General features: G+C 63.4%; 20 protein-coding genes, 1 pseudogene and 1 riboswitch. Of the genes and pseudogenes, 15 read left to right on the top strand and 6 right to left on the bottom strand.

The genetic code is table 11. The features are described 5' to 3' along the window. Positions 1 to 31: 31 nt before the first annotated feature. On the bottom strand, positions 32 to 622 hold the full coding sequence (locus N2602_RS10405; protein WP_260382579.1) for a TetR/AcrR family transcriptional regulator: 591 nt from the start codon (positions 620 to 622) through the stop codon (positions 32 to 34). Positions 623 to 713: 91 nt separating this feature from the next. After that, positions 714 to 1,274: pseudogene (locus N2602_RS10400) on the bottom strand (phosphatase PAP2 family protein); the annotation flags it as partial. 190 nt (positions 1,275 to 1,464) lie between these two features. Here N2602_RS10400 and N2602_RS38910 point away from each other — a divergent pair. The 5 genes from N2602_RS38910 to N2602_RS10380 all read left to right on the top strand — a co-directional run bounded on the left by N2602_RS38910 (position 1,465) and on the right by N2602_RS10380 (position 6,627). Next, positions 1,465 to 1,908, top strand: coding sequence for an LIC_13387 family protein (locus tag N2602_RS38910; RefSeq protein WP_409241894.1), 444 nt, complete (start codon positions 1,465 to 1,467; stop codon positions 1,906 to 1,908). A gap of 170 nt (positions 1,909 to 2,078) precedes the next feature. Beyond that, positions 2,079 to 3,188: an ABC transporter ATP-binding protein gene (locus N2602_RS10395; protein WP_172787202.1), complete on the top strand. Its 1,110-nt coding sequence runs from the start codon at positions 2,079 to 2,081 to the stop codon at positions 3,186 to 3,188. Positions 3,189 to 3,253: 65 nt separating this feature from the next. Beyond that, the gene (locus tag N2602_RS10390) at positions 3,254 to 4,303 is read left to right on the top strand and encodes an ABC transporter substrate-binding protein (protein ID WP_260382578.1); all 1,050 of its coding nucleotides are present in this window, start codon (positions 3,254 to 3,256) and stop codon (positions 4,301 to 4,303) included. Between the two features lie 234 nt (positions 4,304 to 4,537). Then, positions 4,538 to 5,800: an ABC transporter permease gene (locus N2602_RS10385; RefSeq protein WP_260382577.1), complete on the top strand. Its 1,263-nt coding sequence runs from the start codon at positions 4,538 to 4,540 to the stop codon at positions 5,798 to 5,800. Then, entirely contained in the window at positions 5,797 to 6,627 is an 831-nt protein-coding gene (locus tag N2602_RS10380; protein WP_260382576.1) for an ABC transporter permease, read from the top strand. Before N2602_RS10385 ends, N2602_RS10380 begins: the two co-directional genes overlap by 4 nt. 209 nt (positions 6,628 to 6,836) lie before the next feature. Here N2602_RS10380 and N2602_RS10375 read toward each other — a convergent pair whose 3' ends face one another. Next, positions 6,837 to 7,358 carry a PRC-barrel domain-containing protein gene (locus tag N2602_RS10375; RefSeq protein WP_172787198.1) on the bottom strand — a complete coding sequence of 174 codons (522 nt, stop codon included), beginning with the start codon at positions 7,356 to 7,358 and terminating at the stop codon, positions 6,837 to 6,839. Positions 7,359 to 7,584: 226 nt separating this feature from the next. Beyond that, positions 7,585 to 8,124, bottom strand: coding sequence for a hypothetical protein (locus N2602_RS10370; RefSeq protein WP_260382575.1), 540 nt, complete (start codon positions 8,122 to 8,124; stop codon positions 7,585 to 7,587). Positions 8,125 to 8,306: 182 nt separating this feature from the next. Between N2602_RS10370 and N2602_RS10365 the strand changes: the two genes are divergently transcribed. Together N2602_RS10365 and N2602_RS10360 are read left to right on the top strand one after the other, a co-directional pair. Further along, positions 8,307 to 9,077, top strand: coding sequence for a response regulator (locus N2602_RS10365; RefSeq protein WP_172787196.1), 771 nt, complete (start codon positions 8,307 to 8,309; stop codon positions 9,075 to 9,077). 11 nt (positions 9,078 to 9,088) lie between these two features. Continuing rightward, entirely contained in the window at positions 9,089 to 10,411 is a 1,323-nt protein-coding gene (locus N2602_RS10360; protein ID WP_260382574.1) for an ATP-binding protein, read from the top strand. Here N2602_RS10360 and N2602_RS10355 read toward each other — a convergent pair whose 3' ends face one another. Then, positions 10,412 to 10,612, bottom strand: a complete 201-nt coding sequence (locus N2602_RS10355) for a hypothetical protein (RefSeq protein WP_172787194.1) — start codon at positions 10,610 to 10,612, stop codon at positions 10,412 to 10,414. A gap of 230 nt (positions 10,613 to 10,842) precedes the next feature. Between N2602_RS10355 and N2602_RS10350 the strand changes: the two genes are divergently transcribed. The 7 genes from N2602_RS10350 to N2602_RS10320 all read left to right on the top strand — a co-directional run bounded on the left by N2602_RS10350 (position 10,843) and on the right by N2602_RS10320 (position 16,975). Further along, positions 10,843 to 11,403, top strand: coding sequence for a lytic transglycosylase domain-containing protein (locus tag N2602_RS10350; protein ID WP_212254570.1), 561 nt, complete (start codon positions 10,843 to 10,845; stop codon positions 11,401 to 11,403). Between the two features lie 202 nt (positions 11,404 to 11,605). After that, positions 11,606 to 11,734, top strand: a riboswitch (TPP riboswitch). Continuing rightward, a complete protein-coding gene (locus tag N2602_RS10345; protein WP_260382573.1) occupies positions 11,722 to 12,732 on the top strand; it encodes an FAD-dependent oxidoreductase in 1,011 nt (336 codons plus the stop codon). (Overlaps the previous riboswitch by 13 nt.) 7 nt (positions 12,733 to 12,739) lie before the next feature. Further along, positions 12,740 to 12,937, top strand: a complete 198-nt coding sequence (gene thiS / locus N2602_RS10340) for a sulfur carrier protein ThiS (RefSeq protein WP_172787191.1) — start codon at positions 12,740 to 12,742, stop codon at positions 12,935 to 12,937. Between the two features lie 195 nt (positions 12,938 to 13,132). After that, a complete protein-coding gene (locus N2602_RS10335) occupies positions 13,133 to 13,915 on the top strand; it encodes a thiazole synthase (protein ID WP_260382572.1) in 783 nt (260 codons plus the stop codon). Next, complete coding sequence (locus tag N2602_RS10330) at positions 13,902 to 14,510, top strand: thiamine phosphate synthase (RefSeq protein ID WP_260382571.1); 609 nt, start codon at positions 13,902 to 13,904, stop codon at positions 14,508 to 14,510. The genes N2602_RS10335 and N2602_RS10330 overlap by 14 nt, the downstream gene beginning before the upstream one ends. 170 nt (positions 14,511 to 14,680) lie before the next feature. After that, complete coding sequence (thiC, locus tag N2602_RS10325; protein WP_260382570.1) at positions 14,681 to 16,579, top strand: phosphomethylpyrimidine synthase ThiC; 1,899 nt, start codon at positions 14,681 to 14,683, stop codon at positions 16,577 to 16,579. Between the two features lie 12 nt (positions 16,580 to 16,591). Then, positions 16,592 to 16,975 (top strand): hypothetical protein, encoded by a 384-nt coding sequence (locus N2602_RS10320; protein ID WP_260382569.1) that lies wholly within the window; start codon positions 16,592 to 16,594, stop codon positions 16,973 to 16,975. A 141-nt stretch (positions 16,976 to 17,116) separates the two neighbouring features. On the opposite strand, the gene N2602_RS10315 is transcribed toward N2602_RS10320, so the two are convergent. After that, positions 17,117 to 17,593 carry a DUF262 domain-containing protein gene (locus N2602_RS10315; protein ID WP_260382568.1) on the bottom strand — a complete coding sequence of 159 codons (477 nt, stop codon included), beginning with the start codon at positions 17,591 to 17,593 and terminating at the stop codon, positions 17,117 to 17,119. A 101-nt stretch (positions 17,594 to 17,694) separates the two neighbouring features. On the opposite strand from N2602_RS10315, the gene N2602_RS10310 reads away from it, so the two are divergent. After that, positions 17,695 to 18,207, top strand: a complete 513-nt coding sequence (locus tag N2602_RS10310) for a mismatch-specific DNA-glycosylase (protein WP_260382567.1) — start codon at positions 17,695 to 17,697, stop codon at positions 18,205 to 18,207. Positions 18,208 to 18,265: the final 58 nt, after the last annotated feature.

Raw genomic sequence — 18,265 nt, 5'->3', positions numbered from 1 at the left:
CCCCTTCGCGGTACCATCTCGCGCAAAGCCGTCACCGATTTGGAACGACACGCTCAAGCAGCGCTTGATAGGCGCGAGTTGTCATTGTGCGAGCACCAGGATCTTCCAACAGGCGAAAACTCTGGTTTAAACCGAACATAAAACTTCGAAACTCGAACGCGAATTGATGCACCATCGGATCTTGAGCTTCGCGTCGCGAGGCCGCAGCGAATTCACGGGCCAGGGTCTTATTCCAAACTCTCTGCTGCTTCTTCAAGTAAGCCCTCACTGGACCTGGACAATCGTCAAACTCAATCTGGGCTTGCACGAGGCCACACCCTCCGTCGTCGTCCGATATCCATGCCAGCCAGCTGTTAAATATGCTGTCCAAACGTGGAACACCTGTTGGTAAGCCCCTGGCGGGGTACCACACATGGTGAGTGAAGCGCCTTGCAAGCTCCTCCATAACTGCGAGTTGCAGAGCCTCCTTTGCACCAAAGTGCTTGAAGACAGCGCTTTTTGATAACTCCAGGGCCTCTGCAATGTCCGCCAAACTGACGATGGCGTACCCGCGCCGCCTTCCCTGCGAAAGTGCTTCACCAATGATCCGTTCGCGAGTTTGAACAGCTTTGGAGGTAATCATTGTACTGGAGCTTTGCCTGTCTGCATGAATCGAGAGTCAATCGTGCAGGAGCGCCGCTGCCTGCAGAGGAGACGGCAAACCAGAGGCCAGATCACTTTACAGCACACGTTGCTAGGCCCAAGCGAGCAAATGCGAAGGGCGCCCCGAAAACCACGACAAGGCCCACGCAGGTATAACGCAAGTATTGCAGTGCATAGCCGGCAATACTGTCCACTTGAGCAAAGGTCGCAGAAACCCGCCCAAGACCGATAAGTACGCCTAGCGCAATTGCAATGGTCAAAACAAAGCGAACGAGCTTTGATGCCCATGTTCCGCTTTGCGGATCGAAGCCCACACGCCGTAGTTCGAGGTGCCGACCAATCAGCACACCCGTTGCAGCGCCTACATACCCAAGCAGCAACCGGAGCTGGAGATTGATTTGCCAGCGAACAATTGCGAACGCCAACACGAGAAGTGCCCCCGCCGCAATAACCGTCGCCATCCGCCATTTTAGTAAGATGGCCCTCCACAATTCGGCGATGTTATTCTCCTGAGAAGTTGCAATGAGGCCGCAGACGATTCCGAGACTCCAGCCGATCAAGATATCTTCAATATAATGAACGCCAAGGTAGGGTCGGGCTATTCCAATACCCAGTATTGAGACGATCGCCGCCGCTCTGACCCAACTCGCTTACAAATTCAATGTTTCAATGTGCATTGAGGACCCGAGTGTGTCCCCGGCCCAGTGCAAGCACGTGCATATTGACAAAGTGCACGATCGTGCACTTTTATAGAACATCGAAGCCGCGGGGTAAAGTGTCCTTTCGAGCGGCAATTGCTCTGCAACAAATGACCAGGAATGAATGATCATGGCGCGAGGGTTTTTGTCATTGGGAGCGACGGTATTTTTGACGCTCGGCACCTACCATTTATTTTTGATCCTGAGGGATCAGTGGGTACCTCGCGCTTTAGTCCCCGTTGATCATGGTGTGCGTACTGCGATGGAACGAGCTCGACTAGGGCTTAGTCCAGATGTTCTCGTCTGGGATGCGTGGGTCGGATTCAATATCAGTCATAGCGTCAGCTTGATCCTTTTCGGGGGCGCATTTCTAACTATCGCTTGGAAATGCTTTCCAGACTTCGCTTTGTCGCCATCGCTTCAATTTACCGCAATTGCGGTGGCAGGCCTTTATGTCGGCCTATCGCTTCGATATTGGTTTTGGGGACCGGCAGTTGGCACCGGGCTTGGATTGGCTTGTTTCGTAGCCGCAGCAATTTGCCTTCATTTGACGTCGACCGCGACGTAACCCGCTTGACAAGGCGGGCGTCTCGAAGGATGGCGGCAGGGAGGAGCTCTGAAATGCGATAGCCCTGCCGCTCGCCGGACCCTCACAATTCCTCGTCGCTTGCGCCGCTGGCATTCTCGCTGCAGGATGCTAATCTCGCACGGCATTGTAGGGGACACCGCGAGGACAACATGGAAGCCGGCATGGTCACGCCTGCGCCGGCGCTGGTGCGTTTTTCAGGCATTCAGAAGACCTATGATGGCGAGCATCTCGTGGTGAAGAACCTCGACCTCGATATCAGGAAGGGCGAGTTCATCACCCTGCTCGGCCCCTCGGGCTCGGGCAAGACGACCACGCTGATGATGCTGGCAGGCTTCGAGGTGCCGACCCATGGCGAGATCTACCTGGCGGACCGGCCGATCAAGAACGTGCCGCCGCACAGGCGCGACATCGGCATGGTGTTCCAGAACTACGCGCTGTTTCCGCACCTGACGATCGCGGAAAACATCGCCTTCCCGCTATCGGTTCGCAAGTCGAGCAAGGCGGAAACGCAAGAGCGCGTCAACGCGGCGTTGCGCATGATCAAGATGGAAACCCTGGCGCACCGGCGGCCCGGGCAATTGTCCGGCGGTCAGCAGCAGCGCGTGGCGCTGGCTCGCGCGCTGGTGTTCAATCCGCAGCTCGTGCTGATGGACGAGCCGCTCGGCGCCCTCGACAAGCGTCTGCGCGAGCAGATGCAGCTGGAGATCAAGCAGCTGCACGAGACGATGGGCATCACGATCGTCTATGTCACCCACGACCAGAGCGAAGCGCTCACCATGTCGGACCGCATCGCCGTCTTCAACGACGGCATCGTGCAACAAATCGACCGCCCCGACGCGCTGTATGAGCATCCCGTGAACAGCTTCGTCGCCCATTTCATCGGCGAGAACAATGTGCTCGCCGGCACCGTCGAGACGATCGACAAGGACTATTGCAGCGTCGCGCTGGCCGGTGGCGGCACCGTGACAGCACGGGCGGTCAACGTGTCAGGCGCGGGCGCATCGACCTCCCTGTCGGTGCGGCCGGAGCGTGTCGCAATCGTCACGAATGGCAATTCCGGTGAGGGACCGAACCGGCTCCCGGCGACGGTCCAGAACACGATCTATCTCGGCGATCACGCGCTGGCCGTGCTCGATGTCGCCGGCAACGCCGAGTTCATGGTCAAGCTTCAGCCGGGAGCGCATGACAGCCTGAAACATGGCGGAACCGTATTCATCACCTTCCGCCCGGAGGACTGCCTCGCCCTCGATCCGGTCTGATCTGCCGCCGGCGAAGCTGAAACAATCAATGTCAACGCAACTCACATAAAGAAGGAACGAAGACCATGCTGAAGCGCAAGATTGCTCTGGGTTTCGCCGCGGCACTGAGCGCCAGTGCTGCGCTGGCCACGATCGCAGAGGCGCGTGACCTCACCGTCGTCTCGTGGGGCGGCGCGTATCAGGAGGCCCAGAAGAAGGTCTATTTCGAGCCGTTCAAGAAGGCGTCCGGCGTTGCGATGAACGACGAATCCTGGGACGGCGGCGTCGGCGTGCTGCGCGCCAAGGTGCAGGGAGGTGCCGCCACCTGGGATGTCGTCCAGGTCGAGAGCGACGAGCTCGCGGTCGGCTGCGAGGAAGGCCTGTTCGAGAAGCTGGACTATTCCAAGATCGGCGGCGAGGCTGCCTATATCCCGCCGTCGGTCAATCCTTGCGGCGTCGGCGCCATCCTCTACGATTTCGTGCTCGGCTACGACAAGGACAAGCTGAAGGAGGCCCCGAAGGGCTGGGCCGACTTCTTCGACACCAAGAAGATTCCGGGCAAGCGCGCTCTGCGTCAGGGTCCGAAGACCACGCTGGAGATCGCGCTGATGGCCGACGGCGTCCCACCAAAGGACGTCTACCACGTGCTGGCGACCGACGAGGGCGTTGAGCGCGCGTTCCAGAAGCTCGACACCATCAAGGGCGACCTCGTCTGGTGGAAGGCCGGCGCGCAACCGCCGCAATTGCTCGCCTCCGGCGAGGTGGCGATGACCTCGGTCTACAATGGCCGCATCGACACCGCGAACAAGAACGAAAAGAAGAACTTCGGCATGGTGTGGGACGGCGCGCTGTTCACCCTCGACAGCTGGGTCATTCTGAAGGGGAGCCCGAACAAGGACGCGGCCTACAAGTTCCTGGATTTCGTCGGCAAGGCGGAGAACCAGTCCAAGCTGTCGGAGAACATTGCTTACGGGACTTCGAACAAGGACGCCGCCGGCCGGCTCCCGCCCGCCGTTCTGAAGGACCTGCCGACAGCGCCCGACAACATCAAGAACGCGGTCGAGATCAACGTCGCCTTCTGGCTCGAGAACATCGACCGCCTGACCGAGCGCTTCAACAAGTGGGCCGCGAAATAGCGCGCGACAGTACCGGCGTGCGGCACAGGCGGAGGGAAGAATGTCGCGAAGAGCTCGCCCGCGGCGCATCCTTCGAGACGCCCGCCTGCGGCGGGCCCTCAGGATGAGGGCGGGATTTGTGGCGGCGACTTTGCAGGCACCCATGTCGATGAGCCTCATCCTGAGGAGACCGCGAAGCGGTCGTCTCGAAGGACGAGGCGCTTGCTCAGGCCTCTCGTCAACGAGGCTCACGCCATGACAACCACGTCCCTGCCCGGCGCCAATGCGCAGACCGAGGTGCCGCTCAAACGCCGATTGAGGCGCGCTGAGCGGACACGCCAGGTCAAGGCGTTGGCGCTGGTCCTGCCGCTTCTGCTGTTTCTGCTCTTCACCTTCGCAGGCCCGATTGCCGGTATGCTGTGGCGCGCGGCCGAGGACTGGGAGGTGCGTCAGGTCCTGCCGCAAACAACAGCGGCTCTCGCCAGCTGGGACGGCAAGGACCTGCCGGATGAGAAGGCCTATGCGGCGTTGGCAAGCGACATCCTGGCGGCGCGCGCCGCCGGCACCGTCGCGTTTGCGGCCAAACGGCTCAACTACGCGCTCAACGGCTTCCGCACGATCCTGACCAGCACGGCGCGCAATCTGAAGGCGGTGCCGGAGCCTGGGACGGCCAAGGAGACGCTGGGCAAGATCAACCCCGCCTGGCGCGAACGCGCCACCTGGACCACGATCAAGGACGCGAGCGGCCCGATCACCGGCTTCTACCTGCTCGCTGCGCTCGACCTGACGCGGAACGCGGACGGCGCGATCGTCGCTGCTCCACCGGATCAGGCCATCTACCGCGACATTTTCCTCCGCACCTTTCTCATCAGCCTCGGTGTCACGGCCCTCTGCCTGATCCTCGGCTTCCCGGTCGCTTACCTCCTGGCGACGCTGCCGCCTGGCCGGTCGAACCTCTTGATGATCTTCGTGCTGCTGCCGTTCTGGACGTCGCTCCTGGTCCGCACCTGCGCCTGGATCGTCCTGTTGCAGAGCAAGGGCGTCGTCAACGACAGCCTGCACTGGCTTGGCATCATCGACGCGCCGCTCCGCCTGATCTACAACCGCTTCGGCGTCTGCGTCGCCATGACCCACGTCCTGCTGCCGTTCATGATCCTGCCGCTGTACAGCATCATGAAGGCGATCTCGCCTGCTTACATGCGGGCCGCCGCCTCGCTCGGCGCGCCACCCCTCACCGCCTTCCTGCGGATCTATCTGCCGCAGACGCTGCCCGGCATCGGCGCGGGCAGCCTGCTCGTCTTCATCCTGGCGCTCGGCTACTACATCACGCCGGCCCTCGTCGGCGGCGCCGCCGACCAGATGATCAGCTACTTCATCGCGCTCTACACGACCGAGACGGCCAATTGGGGCCTTGCTTCGGCGCTGGGTGCGGTGCTGCTGCTGGCCACCGTTCTGCTCGCTCTCGTCTACGGCAAGCTGGTGCAGGGCCAGCAAGTCACGGGAGGGATGAAGAATTGAGCGACAATTCCTCCTTGCGCACGCCCAGCCAGCGCATCGCGTGGACCGCGACCATCGTTGTCTCCACGCTGGTGTTCATCTTCCTGATCGCGCCGATCCTTGCGATCATGCCGCTGTCGTTCAGCTCTAGCGCGTACCTCACCTATCCGCTGCCGGGCCTTTCCTTGCGCTGGTACGACGACTTCATCACTTCGCCGCGCTGGATGAACTCGCTCAAGAACAGCATGATCATCGGTGTCGCCTCGACGCTGCTGTCCATGGTCCTTGGGACGATGGCCGCGCTGGGGCTGGCGCAGTGGAAGAGCCGGTTCAAGCCGCTCGTGCTGGCCTTCGTGCTGTCACCGGTGGTCGTGCCCGGGGTCATCACCGCGGTCGGCCTGTACTTCTTCTTCGCACCGATCGGGCTGACGGGCAGCTATCTCGGCCTGATCCTGGCTCACACCGCGCTGGCGACACCCTTCGTGGTGATCACGGTCGGTGCGACGCTGCAGAGCTTCGACACCAATCTGGCACGCGCCGCCGCCTCGCTCGGCGCCTCGCCGCTCGAAGCCTTCCGTCGCGTGATCCTGCCGCTGATCCTGCCGGGCCTGGCGTCAGGCGCGCTGTTCGCCTTCGCGACCAGCTTCGACGAGGTGGTGATCGTGCTGTTCATGGCAGGTCCCGAGCAGCGCACCCTGCCGCGCGAGATGTTCAGCGGCATCCGCGAAAACATCAGCCCCACCATCACCGCAGCGGCGGTGATTTTGACGACAATCTCGGTCATCCTCCTCGCCACCCTGGAAGCCCTGCGCCGGCGCAATGAAAGGCTCAAGGGCGGCGGGGGCTGATTGCCGGCACAATTTCCGTCATTGCGAGCGCAGCGACTTGTCCGCCGAAGCCTCGGCGAAGGCGGAAGCAATCCAGAAATGCATCCGCGGAGATAGCTCTGGATTGCTTCGTCGCAACAGCTCCTCGCAATGACGCGGGCGGACGAAGACACGACAGCGCGCCCGGTGAAAACCAGGCGCGCTTCGTTCAGGCCGTTACGCGAACCGCATTACTCCGCGTACTTGAACTGCGGCATGTTCTTCAGCTCGTCCTTGCTGGCATTGAACACGGCGTGGTCCGGATACCATTTCGACGCGGACGACGTCGCCGCGGGCGCCGCGGGCCTGTCGGTACCGGTCGCAGCGCCGGTCGTCGTCCCGGCGGGCTTGGCGCCGGTGTTCGCGCCGGTGCCGGTATAGGCGACGGGCTCGTTGACGAACTTCAGCTTCTCGTAGGGCACGGCGACCAGATGCTCGCCCATGCCGAGGAAGCCGCCGACGCCGATCACGGCGATCTTGATGTCACCGTTCTTGTCCATCAGCAGGTCGTTGATCGTGCCGATGTTCTCGTTGGCCTCGTTGTAGACCTTCAGGCCGTCCATCTTCGAGGTGCGCCACTGGCCGGAAGCCGTCGTGGTCGTTGCGGTGGCCGCAGGGGCCGCCTTGTCGGTGGTGGCGGGCGGCGTTTGCGCGAACGCGACGGTCGCGAGCAGGGCGGTACCGGCGAGGCCGGTGACGATCGATTTCATCATGTTGTCCTCTCCTTGCGAAAACCTTGTGCGGAGAAAACAGCTCTGATCACGCGCAGTTCCGTGCGCGCCGCAATTTCGTCGCGCAATGCGCGAGCGGAGCATCCACGAGGTTAGTTCCTGCGTCACTCAGGAACATTTTGCGATGCACGGTTCCCCGCCGACGACCATGCACGCTGGGGTGAGGCATGGTCGCGGCGAGGACCGCGCCGACCCGGCGTCGCCGAGGTCAGCTCTCGTAGTCGATCAGGAGAGCGGAGAGGCTCGAATTGCCGGTTGAGCTGCCATTGGCACCATAGGAGGATGCCGACGATTGCGATTGCTGGAGCGCCTTGAGGAATTGCTGGAGGATATCCTTGGTCGTCGCGTCGGCCGACGTGCTGCCGGCCGAACCGGTCGTCGACGAATCCGACGAATTGTCGTCCGGCGATGGATCGCCCGCGCCGTCGGGACCGCTCGCTGAGGTGGACTGAAACACGCTTTTCAGCTCCTCGGCCTGCTCGGAGGTCAGCGTCCCGTTCGAGACTTCCTTCGAGATGAGGTCGTCGAGCTTCGACTGCATCGCCTCCTTGGAGGGACGCGTGCCGCTCGACCGGTCGCTCGCCCGGCTCTGCTGGAGCGCCTCATCGATGTCGGTCAGCGCCGTCGAGAGCGCGGACTGGTCCGACGACGAGATCGCGCCGGCGGAGACTTGCGATTGCAATTGCTGCTGCAGCCGCTGCAGCAGCGACAGATGACTGCCGGTGGAGGCCGCCGTAATCGAGGTCATGATGGCTCCGTGGTTCTTGCGTTGGGTTCGTTGCGGACCACGCCACGGTAGGGTCGACGCGCTTAACGAGAACTTGCCGCGCCATGCCCGGTCGATTGCCGTCCGTTGCGGACAGCCGGCCAGAAACAATCCGAAACAAAAATCTTCGCCATTTGACCCGAATTTTGGACAAACAAGGGCGCATGGCCATTCCCAATCCCAACATCCTGGTCGTCGAGGACGACCGCGAAACCCGGACGCTGATTGCGAAATACCTGCGCAACAACGCCTGCAACGTCACTGCCGTCGCCGACGGCCGTGAGATGTCGCGCGCCATGGCCGATCACCGCGTCGACCTCATCATCCTCGACGTCATGCTGCCCGGCGAGGACGGCCTCACGCTGTGCCGCAAGGTGCGCGCAGAAAATCAGACGCCGATCATCATGCTGACCGCGCGCGGCGAGGACGTCGACCGCATCGTCGGCCTCGAGATGGGTGCGGACGATTATCTGCCGAAGCCGTTCAACCCGCGCGAGCTGCTCGCCCGCATCAACGCGGTGCTGCGCCGCCAGGCGGCCGCGCAGGCGGCAAGCTCGATCGAAGGTGCCTCCATGCTGACCTTCGAAGGCTGGCGCATCGATCTGCGCCTGCGCGAGCTGCGCAATCCCGAGGGCGCGCGCGTCGCAGTGACCAGCGCCGAGTTCGACCTGCTGCGCACGTTCTGCGAGCGGCCCGGCCGCGTCTTGTCGCGCGACAGCCTGCTCGACCTCACGCAGGGGCGCAACACCGGCTCGTTCGAGCGCTCCATCGACGTGCTGGTCAGCCGCATCCGCCGCAAGATCGAGCCCAATCCGGCCGATCCCACCCTGATCAAGACGGTGCGCTCCGGCGGCTATCTGTTCACGCCACGCACCGAGGTCGCGGGACCTGAGGCAGCAGGCCCCGAAGCGGTCGCAGCGCCCCTGAGCCGCTGAGGGGGACCACGATGAAGCCGTTCTCGTTCTTCCATCTCAGCGGGATCGGCGGGCAGATTGCCGCGCTGGTGCTGGCCTCGACCGTTGCGCTCCATCTCGTCGTCACCACCGCCTTCCTGATCAGCCGGCCGGACCGCCCTGATGCGTCGCCGGACCGGGCGCATCAACTGGCCGATGCCGCGCTGTTGCTCGGAGCGGCGGAGGCGAGCGAGCGTCCGCGCCTCGTCACCGATCTCGCGCGCGCCTTCCCCAAGCTCGGCATCGAGATGCTGGCGCCCGGCACGGCCAATCTCGCGGAGAGCGACACCTTGCATGTGCGCGGGATGCACCATCATCTCGACCGCGCCTACAGGACCGGACTGCTGGCTTCAGGCGGTATCGAGCCCCGTATCGGCGTGCAATTGCCCGACGGCACCGTGATCGCGGGCCAAGTCGATGGCGGCCCGCGGCCGTGGTTCTGGGGCGCGCCCTGGCTGATGGCGCTGGTGAGCGCGTTCTTCTGCGTCACCGTGCTCGGCCTGTGGGCGGCGGGCGCGCTGACGCGGCCGCTGTCGTCCTTCGCCGAGGCGGCGGAGAATTTCAGCCTCGACGGCACCGCCGAGCCGCTGCCCGAGCGCGGCCCGGAGGAGATCCGCGCGGTGGCGCGCGCGCTCAACCGCATGCACGAGCGGATCGCCCGCCTGATGTCGGATCGCACGCGGATGCTGGCCGCGATCAGCCACGATTTGCGCACGCCGATCACGCGGCTGCGCCTGCGCGCCGAGTTCATCGAGGACGAGGCCAACCGCAAGCGCATGCTGATGGATCTCGACCAGATGCGCGCGATGCTGGAATCGGTGCTGTCGCTGCTGCGCGACGACCGCAAGATCGAGGCGGTGACGCTGGTCGACATCGCCAGCACGCTGCAGCTCGTCGCCGATCAGTTCGGCGACATGGGCCATGTCGTGCACTATGTCGGGCCCGCGGCGGCGACCGCCGTCGCGCGTCCCGACGATCTGCATCGCGGCGTCACCAACCTGGTCGAGAACGCCGTGCGCTTCGGCGCGGAGGTGACGATCCGCCTCGACGTCTCGGACACCACGCTCGTCATCGACGTCGAGGACGACGGCCCGGGCATTTCGGGTGCGCGCAAGCAGGAGATGCTGGAGCCGTTCGTGCGCGGCGACGAGGCGCGCACCATGGACGAGTCCACCGGCTTCGGGCTCGGCCTGTCAATCGCGCGCGCGATCGCACTCGCCCATGGCGGCGAGCTGTCGCTGCACGACCGCAAGCCGCATGGCCTGATCGTACGGATGCAATTGCCGGTCTCGCAGGCGCCGCGCCTTGCCGCGTGATCAAGCCGCGAGCGGCGGATGCTCGATGGCCTCGTGCGGGAAGATCGCCACCGCCTCGAAGCGATAATTGCAGGCGCGGCAGGTCCAGAGATAGGAGACGCGGCCTTCGCCTGGCTCGATCCAGTCAGGGAACGGGATCGGTGTGCCACATTGTGCACAAGGGTTCTGCTTGGGGATGTCGTCGATGTCTACAGGGGTCATGGACGTTCTCCCGAGTGCTGGTCTTGAGTGACGATTGTTGGGCGAATGCGCGAATGGACAGACCCGCTGTCGCGTAAGGCGCTCCACCAACTCGGAGCTTAACCCAGGTTTAAGTCGTAAACGCGACGAGCCGGCGAAAATCGCAGCTGGTGACATTTCGCCACATCATCGCCGTGTTCCCACGGCCTAACGCGCTGGGGTGCGGGTCCGTTCTGCCGAGGAATATTTCGATGAAAATCTTACGTGTTGTCGCACTGCTTGCGGCCGGATTGACGCTGCCGCAGGCAGCTTTCGCCGGCGAAGCCGAATATGCCGAGATGGTTGCCGCCCATGCCCGCGCCAACGGCGTGCCGGAGGCGCTGGTGCATCGCGTCATCATGCGCGAAAGCCGCTATCAGCCGCACCTCGTCGGCCGCGGCGGCACCATCGGGCTGATGCAGATCAAGCTCGCGACCGCGCGCGGGGTCGGCTACACCGGCGATGCCGCAGGCCTGCGCGATCCCAACACCAACCTGACCTATGCCGTGAAGTACCTCGCCGGCGCCTATCGCGCCGCCAATGGCGATCACGCGCGAGCCGTGCGTTATTTCGCGGGCGGCTATTACTACGCTGCAAAGCGCCAGCGGCAGGAGGCCGTGCAGGTCGCCAATGCGGGCGAGACCATGGGCCAGGGCACTATGGGTCAGCCTTGGCTCGAGCCGAACGGCAATCCGCAGCCGATGTTCGCCGCGCCGACGCACAGAAAGCTCGCCCAGCGTGTCCGCAACGCGCGGGCGCAGGCGCTCAAGTAAGCTCTCGTGTCCCGGACGCGCTGCAGCCTAGGCGATGCGAAGCATCGTCCGGTAACGCTGCTGCGCAGAGCCGGGACCCAGCACCCTCCGCAAAATGGGCCCCGGCTCAGCAGCGCACCACTGCGTGATGCGCTGCGTCCGGGGCACGGACGGGTTCCGCGGCAACACGCGTTGACCACCCCGCCCTGCTGGCATACATTGGCACCGTTCCGAGGGGTGCTCCGAGGAGGAGCTGAGATACCGCTAAATGGGCAATACCGCCCAGGACCGCGGTGACCCTTTGAACCTGATCCGGGTCATGCCGGCGAAGGGACAGGGATGTTGCAGACGACCAAGCGACCGGATTCACCGGTTTCCATCATCGGCGCAGGCATCGCGGGCGCCTGGCAGGCGCTGCTGTTCGCCCAGGCCGGCCACGCCGTCACCTTGCATGAGCGCGGTGACGAGGCGATGACGGATGCCACCAGCCATTGGGCCGGCGGCATGCTCGCGCCCTATTGCGAGGCCGAAATCGCCGAACCCATCATCAGCCGCCTCGGCTTGCGCTCGCTCGATCTCTGGCGGCGCGAGCTGCCGGACACGCCGTTCAACGGCTCGCTGGTCGTTGCCCACCCACGCGAGCGCAACGATTTCGAGCGCTTCGGGCGCATGACCGAGCATCACCGCCGGCTCGATGCCGCCGGCCTTGCCGCGCTCGAGCCGTCGCTGGAGGGCCGCTTCCGCGACGCGTTGTTCTTCCCCGCCGAGGGCCATGTCGAGCCGCGCCGCGTGCTGCCGCAGCTGCACGAGCGCATCCGCGCCGCCGGCGGCACCATCAAGTTCTGCAGCGACGTCAGCGCTGCCGAGCTGGACGGTATCGTGATCGATTGCCGCGGCATCAATGCCCGCGACGAACAGAGCGAGCTTCGCGGCGTCAAGGGCGAGATGATCCTGATCGAGACCTGTGAGGTGCAGCTGGCGCGCCCGGTGCGGCTGATCCATCCGCGCTGGCCGCTCTATGTGATCCCGCGCGAGAACGGCCTGTTCATGCTGGGCGCGACCTCGATCGAGGCGGAGGACACCGGCGTCAGCGTGCGCTCGGCGCTGGAGCTTTTGGGCGCGGCCTACACCGTGCACCCGGCGTTCGGCGAAGCGCGCATCCTCGAATTCGGCTCGGGGCTTCGTCCCGCTTTTCCCGACAATTTGCCGCGCATCGGCATTCGCGATCGCAGGATCAGCGTCAACGGCCTCTACCGCCACGGCTTCCTGATCGCCCCCGCGCTCGCCGAGCTGACGCTCGCCTATGTCGAGCGCGGCCAGATCGACAACGAGGTGATGCAATGCGCGTGATCGTCCAATGCTTGTGATCATAAACGGCGAACAGCGCGAGGTCAGCGCGGCAAGCGTCGATGCGCTGCTCGCCGAGCTCGACTACGAAGGCAGCCATTTCGCCATCGCGCTCAATTACGACGTCGTGCCGAAAAGCCGCTGGGCCGAGACGCGCCTGAAGGCCGGCGACGAGATCGAGATCATCACGCCGCGGCAGGGAGGGTGAGGTGATGATTGCTGTCTATTTGTCGCGCCCGCGCGCGCCCCACACTCCCCTGTCATCGCCCGGCTTGACCGGGCGATCCAGTACGCCGCGGCTTCACGGTTCCAGCCGCACTGCCGCGGCGTACTGGATCCCCGCCTTCGCGGGGATGACAGCTACATCTGGGCTGACAGCATCCACTAAGGAGACACCTCCCACATGGTGACCTTCTACGGCAAAACCTTCGCCTCCCGCCTGCTGATCGGCAGCGCGCTCTATCCCTCGCCTGCGATCATGCAAGGCGCGATCCGCGCCTCCGGTGCCAGCATCGTCACGGTGTCGCTGCGGCGCGAATCCGCCGGCGGCAAGACCGGAGATGCGTTCTGGAAGCTGATCCGCGAGCTCGAGGTCACCGTGCTGCCGAACACCGCCGGATGCCGCACCGTGCGCGAGGCGGTGACGACGGCAAAGCTCGCGCGCGAATTGTTCGGCACCTCCTGGATCAAGCTCGAGGTCATCGCCGACAACGACACGCTGCAGCCCGACGTCGTCGGCCTGGTCGAAGCCGCCGGCATCCTGATCAAGGATGGCTTTGAGGTGTTCCCCTATTGCACGGAGGATCTCTCGGTCGCGAGCCGCCTCGTCGATGCCGGCTGCAAGGTGGTGATGCCGTGGGCCGCGCCGATCGGCAGCGCGAAAGGCATCACCAACCGCGATGCGCTGAAGCTGCTGCGCGAGCGGCTGCCCGACATCACGCTGGTGGTCGACGCCGGCCTCGGCGCGCCCTCCCACGCCGCGCAGGCGCTGGAGCTCGGCTATGACGCCGTGCTGCTCAACACCGCCATCGCCAAAGCCGCCGATCCCGTCGCGATGGCGAACGCCTTCCGCCTCGGCTGTGAGGCCGGCCGCACCGCTTACGAGGCCGGGCTGATGAACGCCCGCGACTTCGCCTCGCCCTCCACCCCTGTCGTTGGGACCCCGTTCTGGCATGCCGTATCCTGATCGCTTTTATCCCGTCGTCGACAGCTTGGCTTGGGTCGAACGCCTGGCCAAGCTCGGCGTCGGCACCATCCAGCTGCGCGCCAAAGAGCTGAACGACGCCGACGCGCTGCAGATCGTCAGCGACGCCCTGGCCATCACCAAGGACACGCAAACCAAGCTGGTGGTGAACGACTATTGGCGCGCCGCGATCGTCGCGGGGGCAAAATATCTGCATCTCGGCCAAGAGGACCTCGCCGAGGCCGACCTCAACGCGATCCGCGAGGCCGGCCTCTCCCTCGGCATCTCCACCCATGACGACGCCGAGCTTGAAACCGCGCTCAAAGCCAAGCCGGACTACGTCGCGCTCGGCCCGATCTTCTTCACCACGCTCAAATCCATGCGCTTCGAGCCGCAGGGCATTCCGAAGATCACCGAATGGAAGCAGCGCATCGGCACCATCCCGCTGGTCGCCATCGGCGGCATCAAGTTCGAGCACGCCGCGGAGATTTTTGCGGCGGGCGCGGACTCAATCGCGGTCGTGTCTGACGTCACACAGAACCCCGACCCCGACGCCCGCGTGCGGCAATGGCTCGACGGTTCGAAGGAGGCGGCATGATGCAGGTCCCGCCCTCACCACGCGTCATTGCGAGGAGCCCTTGCGACGAAGCAATCCAGACCGTCTCCGCGGACGCATTTCTGGATTGCTTCGCTGCGCTCGCAATGACGGAGCAAGAAGTCACCGCCGTCGCTCCAACGCACGCACACCAGAATTAACCGGAGGATCCCATGAACATCCGCTCCAACCCCGACAAAACCGTCCCCGCCGTCACCACCGGCCCGCTGCCCTCCTCGCGCAAGATCTTCGCGACCCCCGACGCCGCGCCTGATATCCGCGTGCCCTTGCGCGAGATCATCCTGTCCGAAGGCGCCGGCGAGCCGAACCTGCCGGTCTACGACACCTCGGGCCCCTACACCGACCCCAGCGTCACCATCGACGTCAACGCGGGCCTGGCCCGCAATCGCAAGCAATGGGTGCTGGAGCGCGGCGGCGTCGAGGAATATGAGGGCCGGCAGATCAAGCCGGAGGACAATGGCAGCGTCTCCACCGACAAGGCCGCGCGCGCCTTCTCGGCCTATCACAAGCCGCTGCGCGGCCTCGACGGCCACAAGATCACGCAGCTCGAATTCGCCCGTGCCGGCATCATCACCAAGGAGATGATCTACGTCGCCGCCCGCGAGAACCTTGGCCGCAAGGCCCAGCTCGAGCGCGCGGAAGCGGCGCTTGCCGACGGCGAAAGCTTCGGCGCATCGGTGCCCGCCTTCATCACGCCGGAGTTCGTGCGCGACGAGATCGCGCGCGGCCGCGCCATCATCCCCTCCAACATCAACCATTCCGAGCTGGAGCCGATGATCATCGGCCGCAACTTCCTGACCAAGATCAACGCCAATATCGGCAACTCGGCGGTGACCTCGTCGGTCGAGGAAGAGGTCGAGAAGATGGTGTGGGCGATCCGCTGGGGCGCCGACACCGTGATGGACCTCTCCACCGGCCGCAACATCCACACCACGCGTGAGTGGATCCTGCGCAACTCGCCGGTGCCGATCGGCACCGTGCCGATCTACCAGGCGCTGGAGAAGTGCAACGGCGATCCCGTCAAGCTGACCTGGGAGCTCTACAAGGACACGCTCATCGAGCAGTGCGAGCAGGGCGTCGACTATTTCACCATCCACGCCGGCGTGCGCCTGCAATACATCCACCTCACCGCCAGTCGCGTCACCGGCATCGTCAGCCGCGGCGGCTCGATCATGGCGAAGTGGTGCCTGGCGCATCACAAGGAAAGCTTCCTCTATACGCATTTCGACGAGATCTGCGACCTCATGCGCAAGTATGACGTCTCGTTCTCGCTCGGCGACGGCTTGCGTCCCGGCTCAATCGCCGACGCCAACGACCGCGCCCAGTTTGCGGAGCTCGAAACGCTCGGCGAATTGACGAAAATCGCGTGGGACAAGGGCTGCCAGGTCATGATCGAAGGCCCCGGCCACGTGCCGATGCACAAGATCAAGATCAACATGGACAAGCAGCTCAAGGAATGCGGGGAAGCGCCATTCTACACGCTTGGACCGCTGACCACCGACATCGCGCCGGGCTACGACCACATCACGTCGGGCATCGGCGCCGCCATGATCGGCTGGTTCGGCTGCGCCATGCTCTGCTACGTCACGCCGAAGGAGCATCTCGGCCTGCCCGACCGCAACGACGTCAAGACCGGCGTCATCACCTACAAGATCGCCGCCCACGCCGCCGACCTCGCCAAGGGCCACCCCGCCGCGCAATTGCGTGACGACGCCCTCTCCCGCGCCCGGTTCGAATTCCGCTGGACCGACCAGTTCAACCTCGGCCTCGATCCGGACACCGCGAAGAACTTCCACGACGAGACCCTGCCGAAGGAAGCCCACAAGGTCGCCCATTTCTGCTCGATGTGCGGCCCAAAATTCTGCTCGATGAAGATCACGCAGGACGTGCGGGACTATGCGGCAACGCTGAACGATCCGAACTCGGTGGGGATGTCGATGCAGGGCACGGCCGAGGACGGCATGGCCAAGATGAGCGCGAAGTTCAAGGAGATGGGCGAGAGCTTGTATCTGGATGCGGAAAAGGTGAAGGAGAGCAATCGGGTGTTGTGAGGGGGCAGCGCAGTGCTCCGCAAGGATATGAAGCACGGATTCTCCGCGCAGGAATGGGAAACCGCGAAGCAAGAGGCTCGCTCGATCATGGTCGAGCGAGCAAAGCTGCGGGGAATGATTGCATACTCGGATCTGGTGAGGCAGATTCGCAGCATCCATCTCGAACCGCACGATCCTCGACTCTTCCATCTCCTTGGCGAGATATCATCGGAAGAAGACGCGGCGGGACGAGGGATGCTCACCGTTGTTGTCGTCCATAAGCTCGGCGATATGCAACCCGGACCAGGCTTTTTCGAGTTAGCGAAGCTGCTCGGGAGGGACACCAAAAATATCGAAAAATGTTGGGTAGCTGAGCTACACCGCGTCCACGCAGCATGGTCGCTAGGAAAGATATAGCGGACTAGGCGCAAGCACATGGAATGCCGTGCAAGCTTACCATCGGTATAGCGCCCTATTCCGCCCCTTCAATAACATCCCTCCCAAGCAGTTGGCGGAGCTTTGCTGCAGGGGCAGGCTGCATCCTATCGGCATACCTGGTTAAGAGCGACTCGTAGAACGCCTGAACGTCGGCATCTTGGATACGTTACGATTAATTCGATCAAAGACCGTATTGATCAGATTTTCGTCTTCGGAGGGGACAAACTCTACGGCAAATTGATACCGCCAAAAGCTGCGCTTTGCGTCGTCATCCAGATCTTTGAAATACTTGTCACGGTACTTAGCTATTGACGCGTCGGAAGCTACAGGAAACTGGTTGCCGGCAAATTCAAACAACGTAAGGAGCCGCTGCTTGCCGTCGACAACGCTGTATCGCGCCGTCCCTTCAGGAGTGATGTTTTCATACAAGAAGATTGCCGGGCAGGGATATTCATTGAGAACCGTGTCAATGAAGAAATCCTTATAGGGCTGATTCCAAATGCTTCTCCGCTGATAGGGAGGATCCATATCTAGGAGGTTTCGCTTGTACAGATCCCAAAGCCAAGAAAGAGATTGAAATGTTGCTTTGCGTTGCATGAGATTGACTACTGATTGAAGTTCTTCTCTGACCTTTTATCGAAGGTAGGCCCACGAGTATAGATACAACTTTTAAGATGCATGATTTTCCTTCACCGTAGGTGCAATTCGCTGCTGCCCACCGCCTCCCCGACCTCCTCTGCCCCAACCTCCGCCTCGTCTTCGTCGGCACCGCCGCCTCGACGCGTTCGGCCGAGGTCGGGCACTACTACGCCCATCCCGGCAACCGCTTCTGGCGCGCGATCCATGCGGCCGGGATCACGCCGCGGCGCTATCAACCGGGCGAGTTCGCAGAGCTGATCGAGCTCGGGATCGGCTTCACCGATCTCTGCAAGACCGGCGCCGGGATGGATCACCAGATCGCGGCGGAGATGATCGACGTGGCGGGGTTCAGGGCGAAGATGGAGACGTACCGGCCGCGGACGGTTGCGTTCACGAGCAAGAAGGCGGCGAGCTTGTTTTACGGCAGGCCGTCAGCTGCGATTGCGCTGGGGCGGCAGATGCGAAATGAGAGTTTGCCGGAGATATTTGTATTGCCGTCGCCGTCGGGGGCGGCGTCGGGGCATTGGACGATCGAGCCGTGGCGGGAGTTGGCTAGGTGGATTGCTGCGTAGGCTGGGTTGGCGCAGCGTAACCCACCTCTTCTGTCGCCGCCGATGCAGACGTGGTGGG

It is taken from the genome of Bradyrhizobium sp. NC92, from assembly GCF_025200865.1.
Taxonomy (GTDB): Bacteria; Pseudomonadota; Alphaproteobacteria; order Rhizobiales; family Xanthobacteraceae; genus Bradyrhizobium.
Note: the sequence above shows the minus strand (reverse complement) of the source record. Positions and strands in the feature narration are given on the sequence as shown.

Excerpts from the sequence above, each read along its gene's own strand:
- N2602_RS10405 (WP_260382579.1), bottom strand. The coding sequence starts at position 622 with ATGATTACCTCCAAAGCTGTTCAAACTCGCGAACGGATCATTGGTGAA.
- N2602_RS38910 (WP_409241894.1), top strand. The coding sequence starts at position 1,465 with ATGATCATGGCGCGAGGGTTTTTGTCATTGGGAGCGACGGTATTTTTG.
- N2602_RS10395 (WP_172787202.1), top strand. The coding sequence starts at position 2,079 with ATGGAAGCCGGCATGGTCACGCCTGCGCCGGCGCTGGTGCGTTTTTCA.
- N2602_RS10390 (WP_260382578.1), top strand. The coding sequence starts at position 3,254 with ATGCTGAAGCGCAAGATTGCTCTGGGTTTCGCCGCGGCACTGAGCGCC.
- N2602_RS10385 (WP_260382577.1), top strand. The coding sequence starts at position 4,538 with ATGACAACCACGTCCCTGCCCGGCGCCAATGCGCAGACCGAGGTGCCG.
- N2602_RS10375 (WP_172787198.1), bottom strand. The coding sequence starts at position 7,358 with ATGATGAAATCGATCGTCACCGGCCTCGCCGGTACCGCCCTGCTCGCG.
- N2602_RS10370 (WP_260382575.1), bottom strand. The coding sequence starts at position 8,124 with ATGACCTCGATTACGGCGGCCTCCACCGGCAGTCATCTGTCGCTGCTG.
- N2602_RS10365 (WP_172787196.1), top strand. The coding sequence starts at position 8,307 with ATGGCCATTCCCAATCCCAACATCCTGGTCGTCGAGGACGACCGCGAA.
- N2602_RS10360 (WP_260382574.1), top strand. The coding sequence starts at position 9,089 with ATGAAGCCGTTCTCGTTCTTCCATCTCAGCGGGATCGGCGGGCAGATT.
- N2602_RS10355 (WP_172787194.1), bottom strand. The coding sequence starts at position 10,612 with ATGACCCCTGTAGACATCGACGACATCCCCAAGCAGAACCCTTGTGCA.
- N2602_RS10350 (WP_212254570.1), top strand. The coding sequence starts at position 10,843 with ATGAAAATCTTACGTGTTGTCGCACTGCTTGCGGCCGGATTGACGCTG.
- N2602_RS10345 (WP_260382573.1), top strand. The coding sequence starts at position 11,722 with ATGTTGCAGACGACCAAGCGACCGGATTCACCGGTTTCCATCATCGGC.
- thiS (WP_172787191.1), top strand. The coding sequence starts at position 12,740 with ATGCTTGTGATCATAAACGGCGAACAGCGCGAGGTCAGCGCGGCAAGC.
- N2602_RS10335 (WP_260382572.1), top strand. The coding sequence starts at position 13,133 with ATGGTGACCTTCTACGGCAAAACCTTCGCCTCCCGCCTGCTGATCGGC.
- N2602_RS10330 (WP_260382571.1), top strand. The coding sequence starts at position 13,902 with ATGCCGTATCCTGATCGCTTTTATCCCGTCGTCGACAGCTTGGCTTGG.
- thiC (WP_260382570.1), top strand. The coding sequence starts at position 14,681 with ATGAACATCCGCTCCAACCCCGACAAAACCGTCCCCGCCGTCACCACC.
- N2602_RS10315 (WP_260382568.1), bottom strand. The coding sequence starts at position 17,593 with ATGCAACGCAAAGCAACATTTCAATCTCTTTCTTGGCTTTGGGATCTG.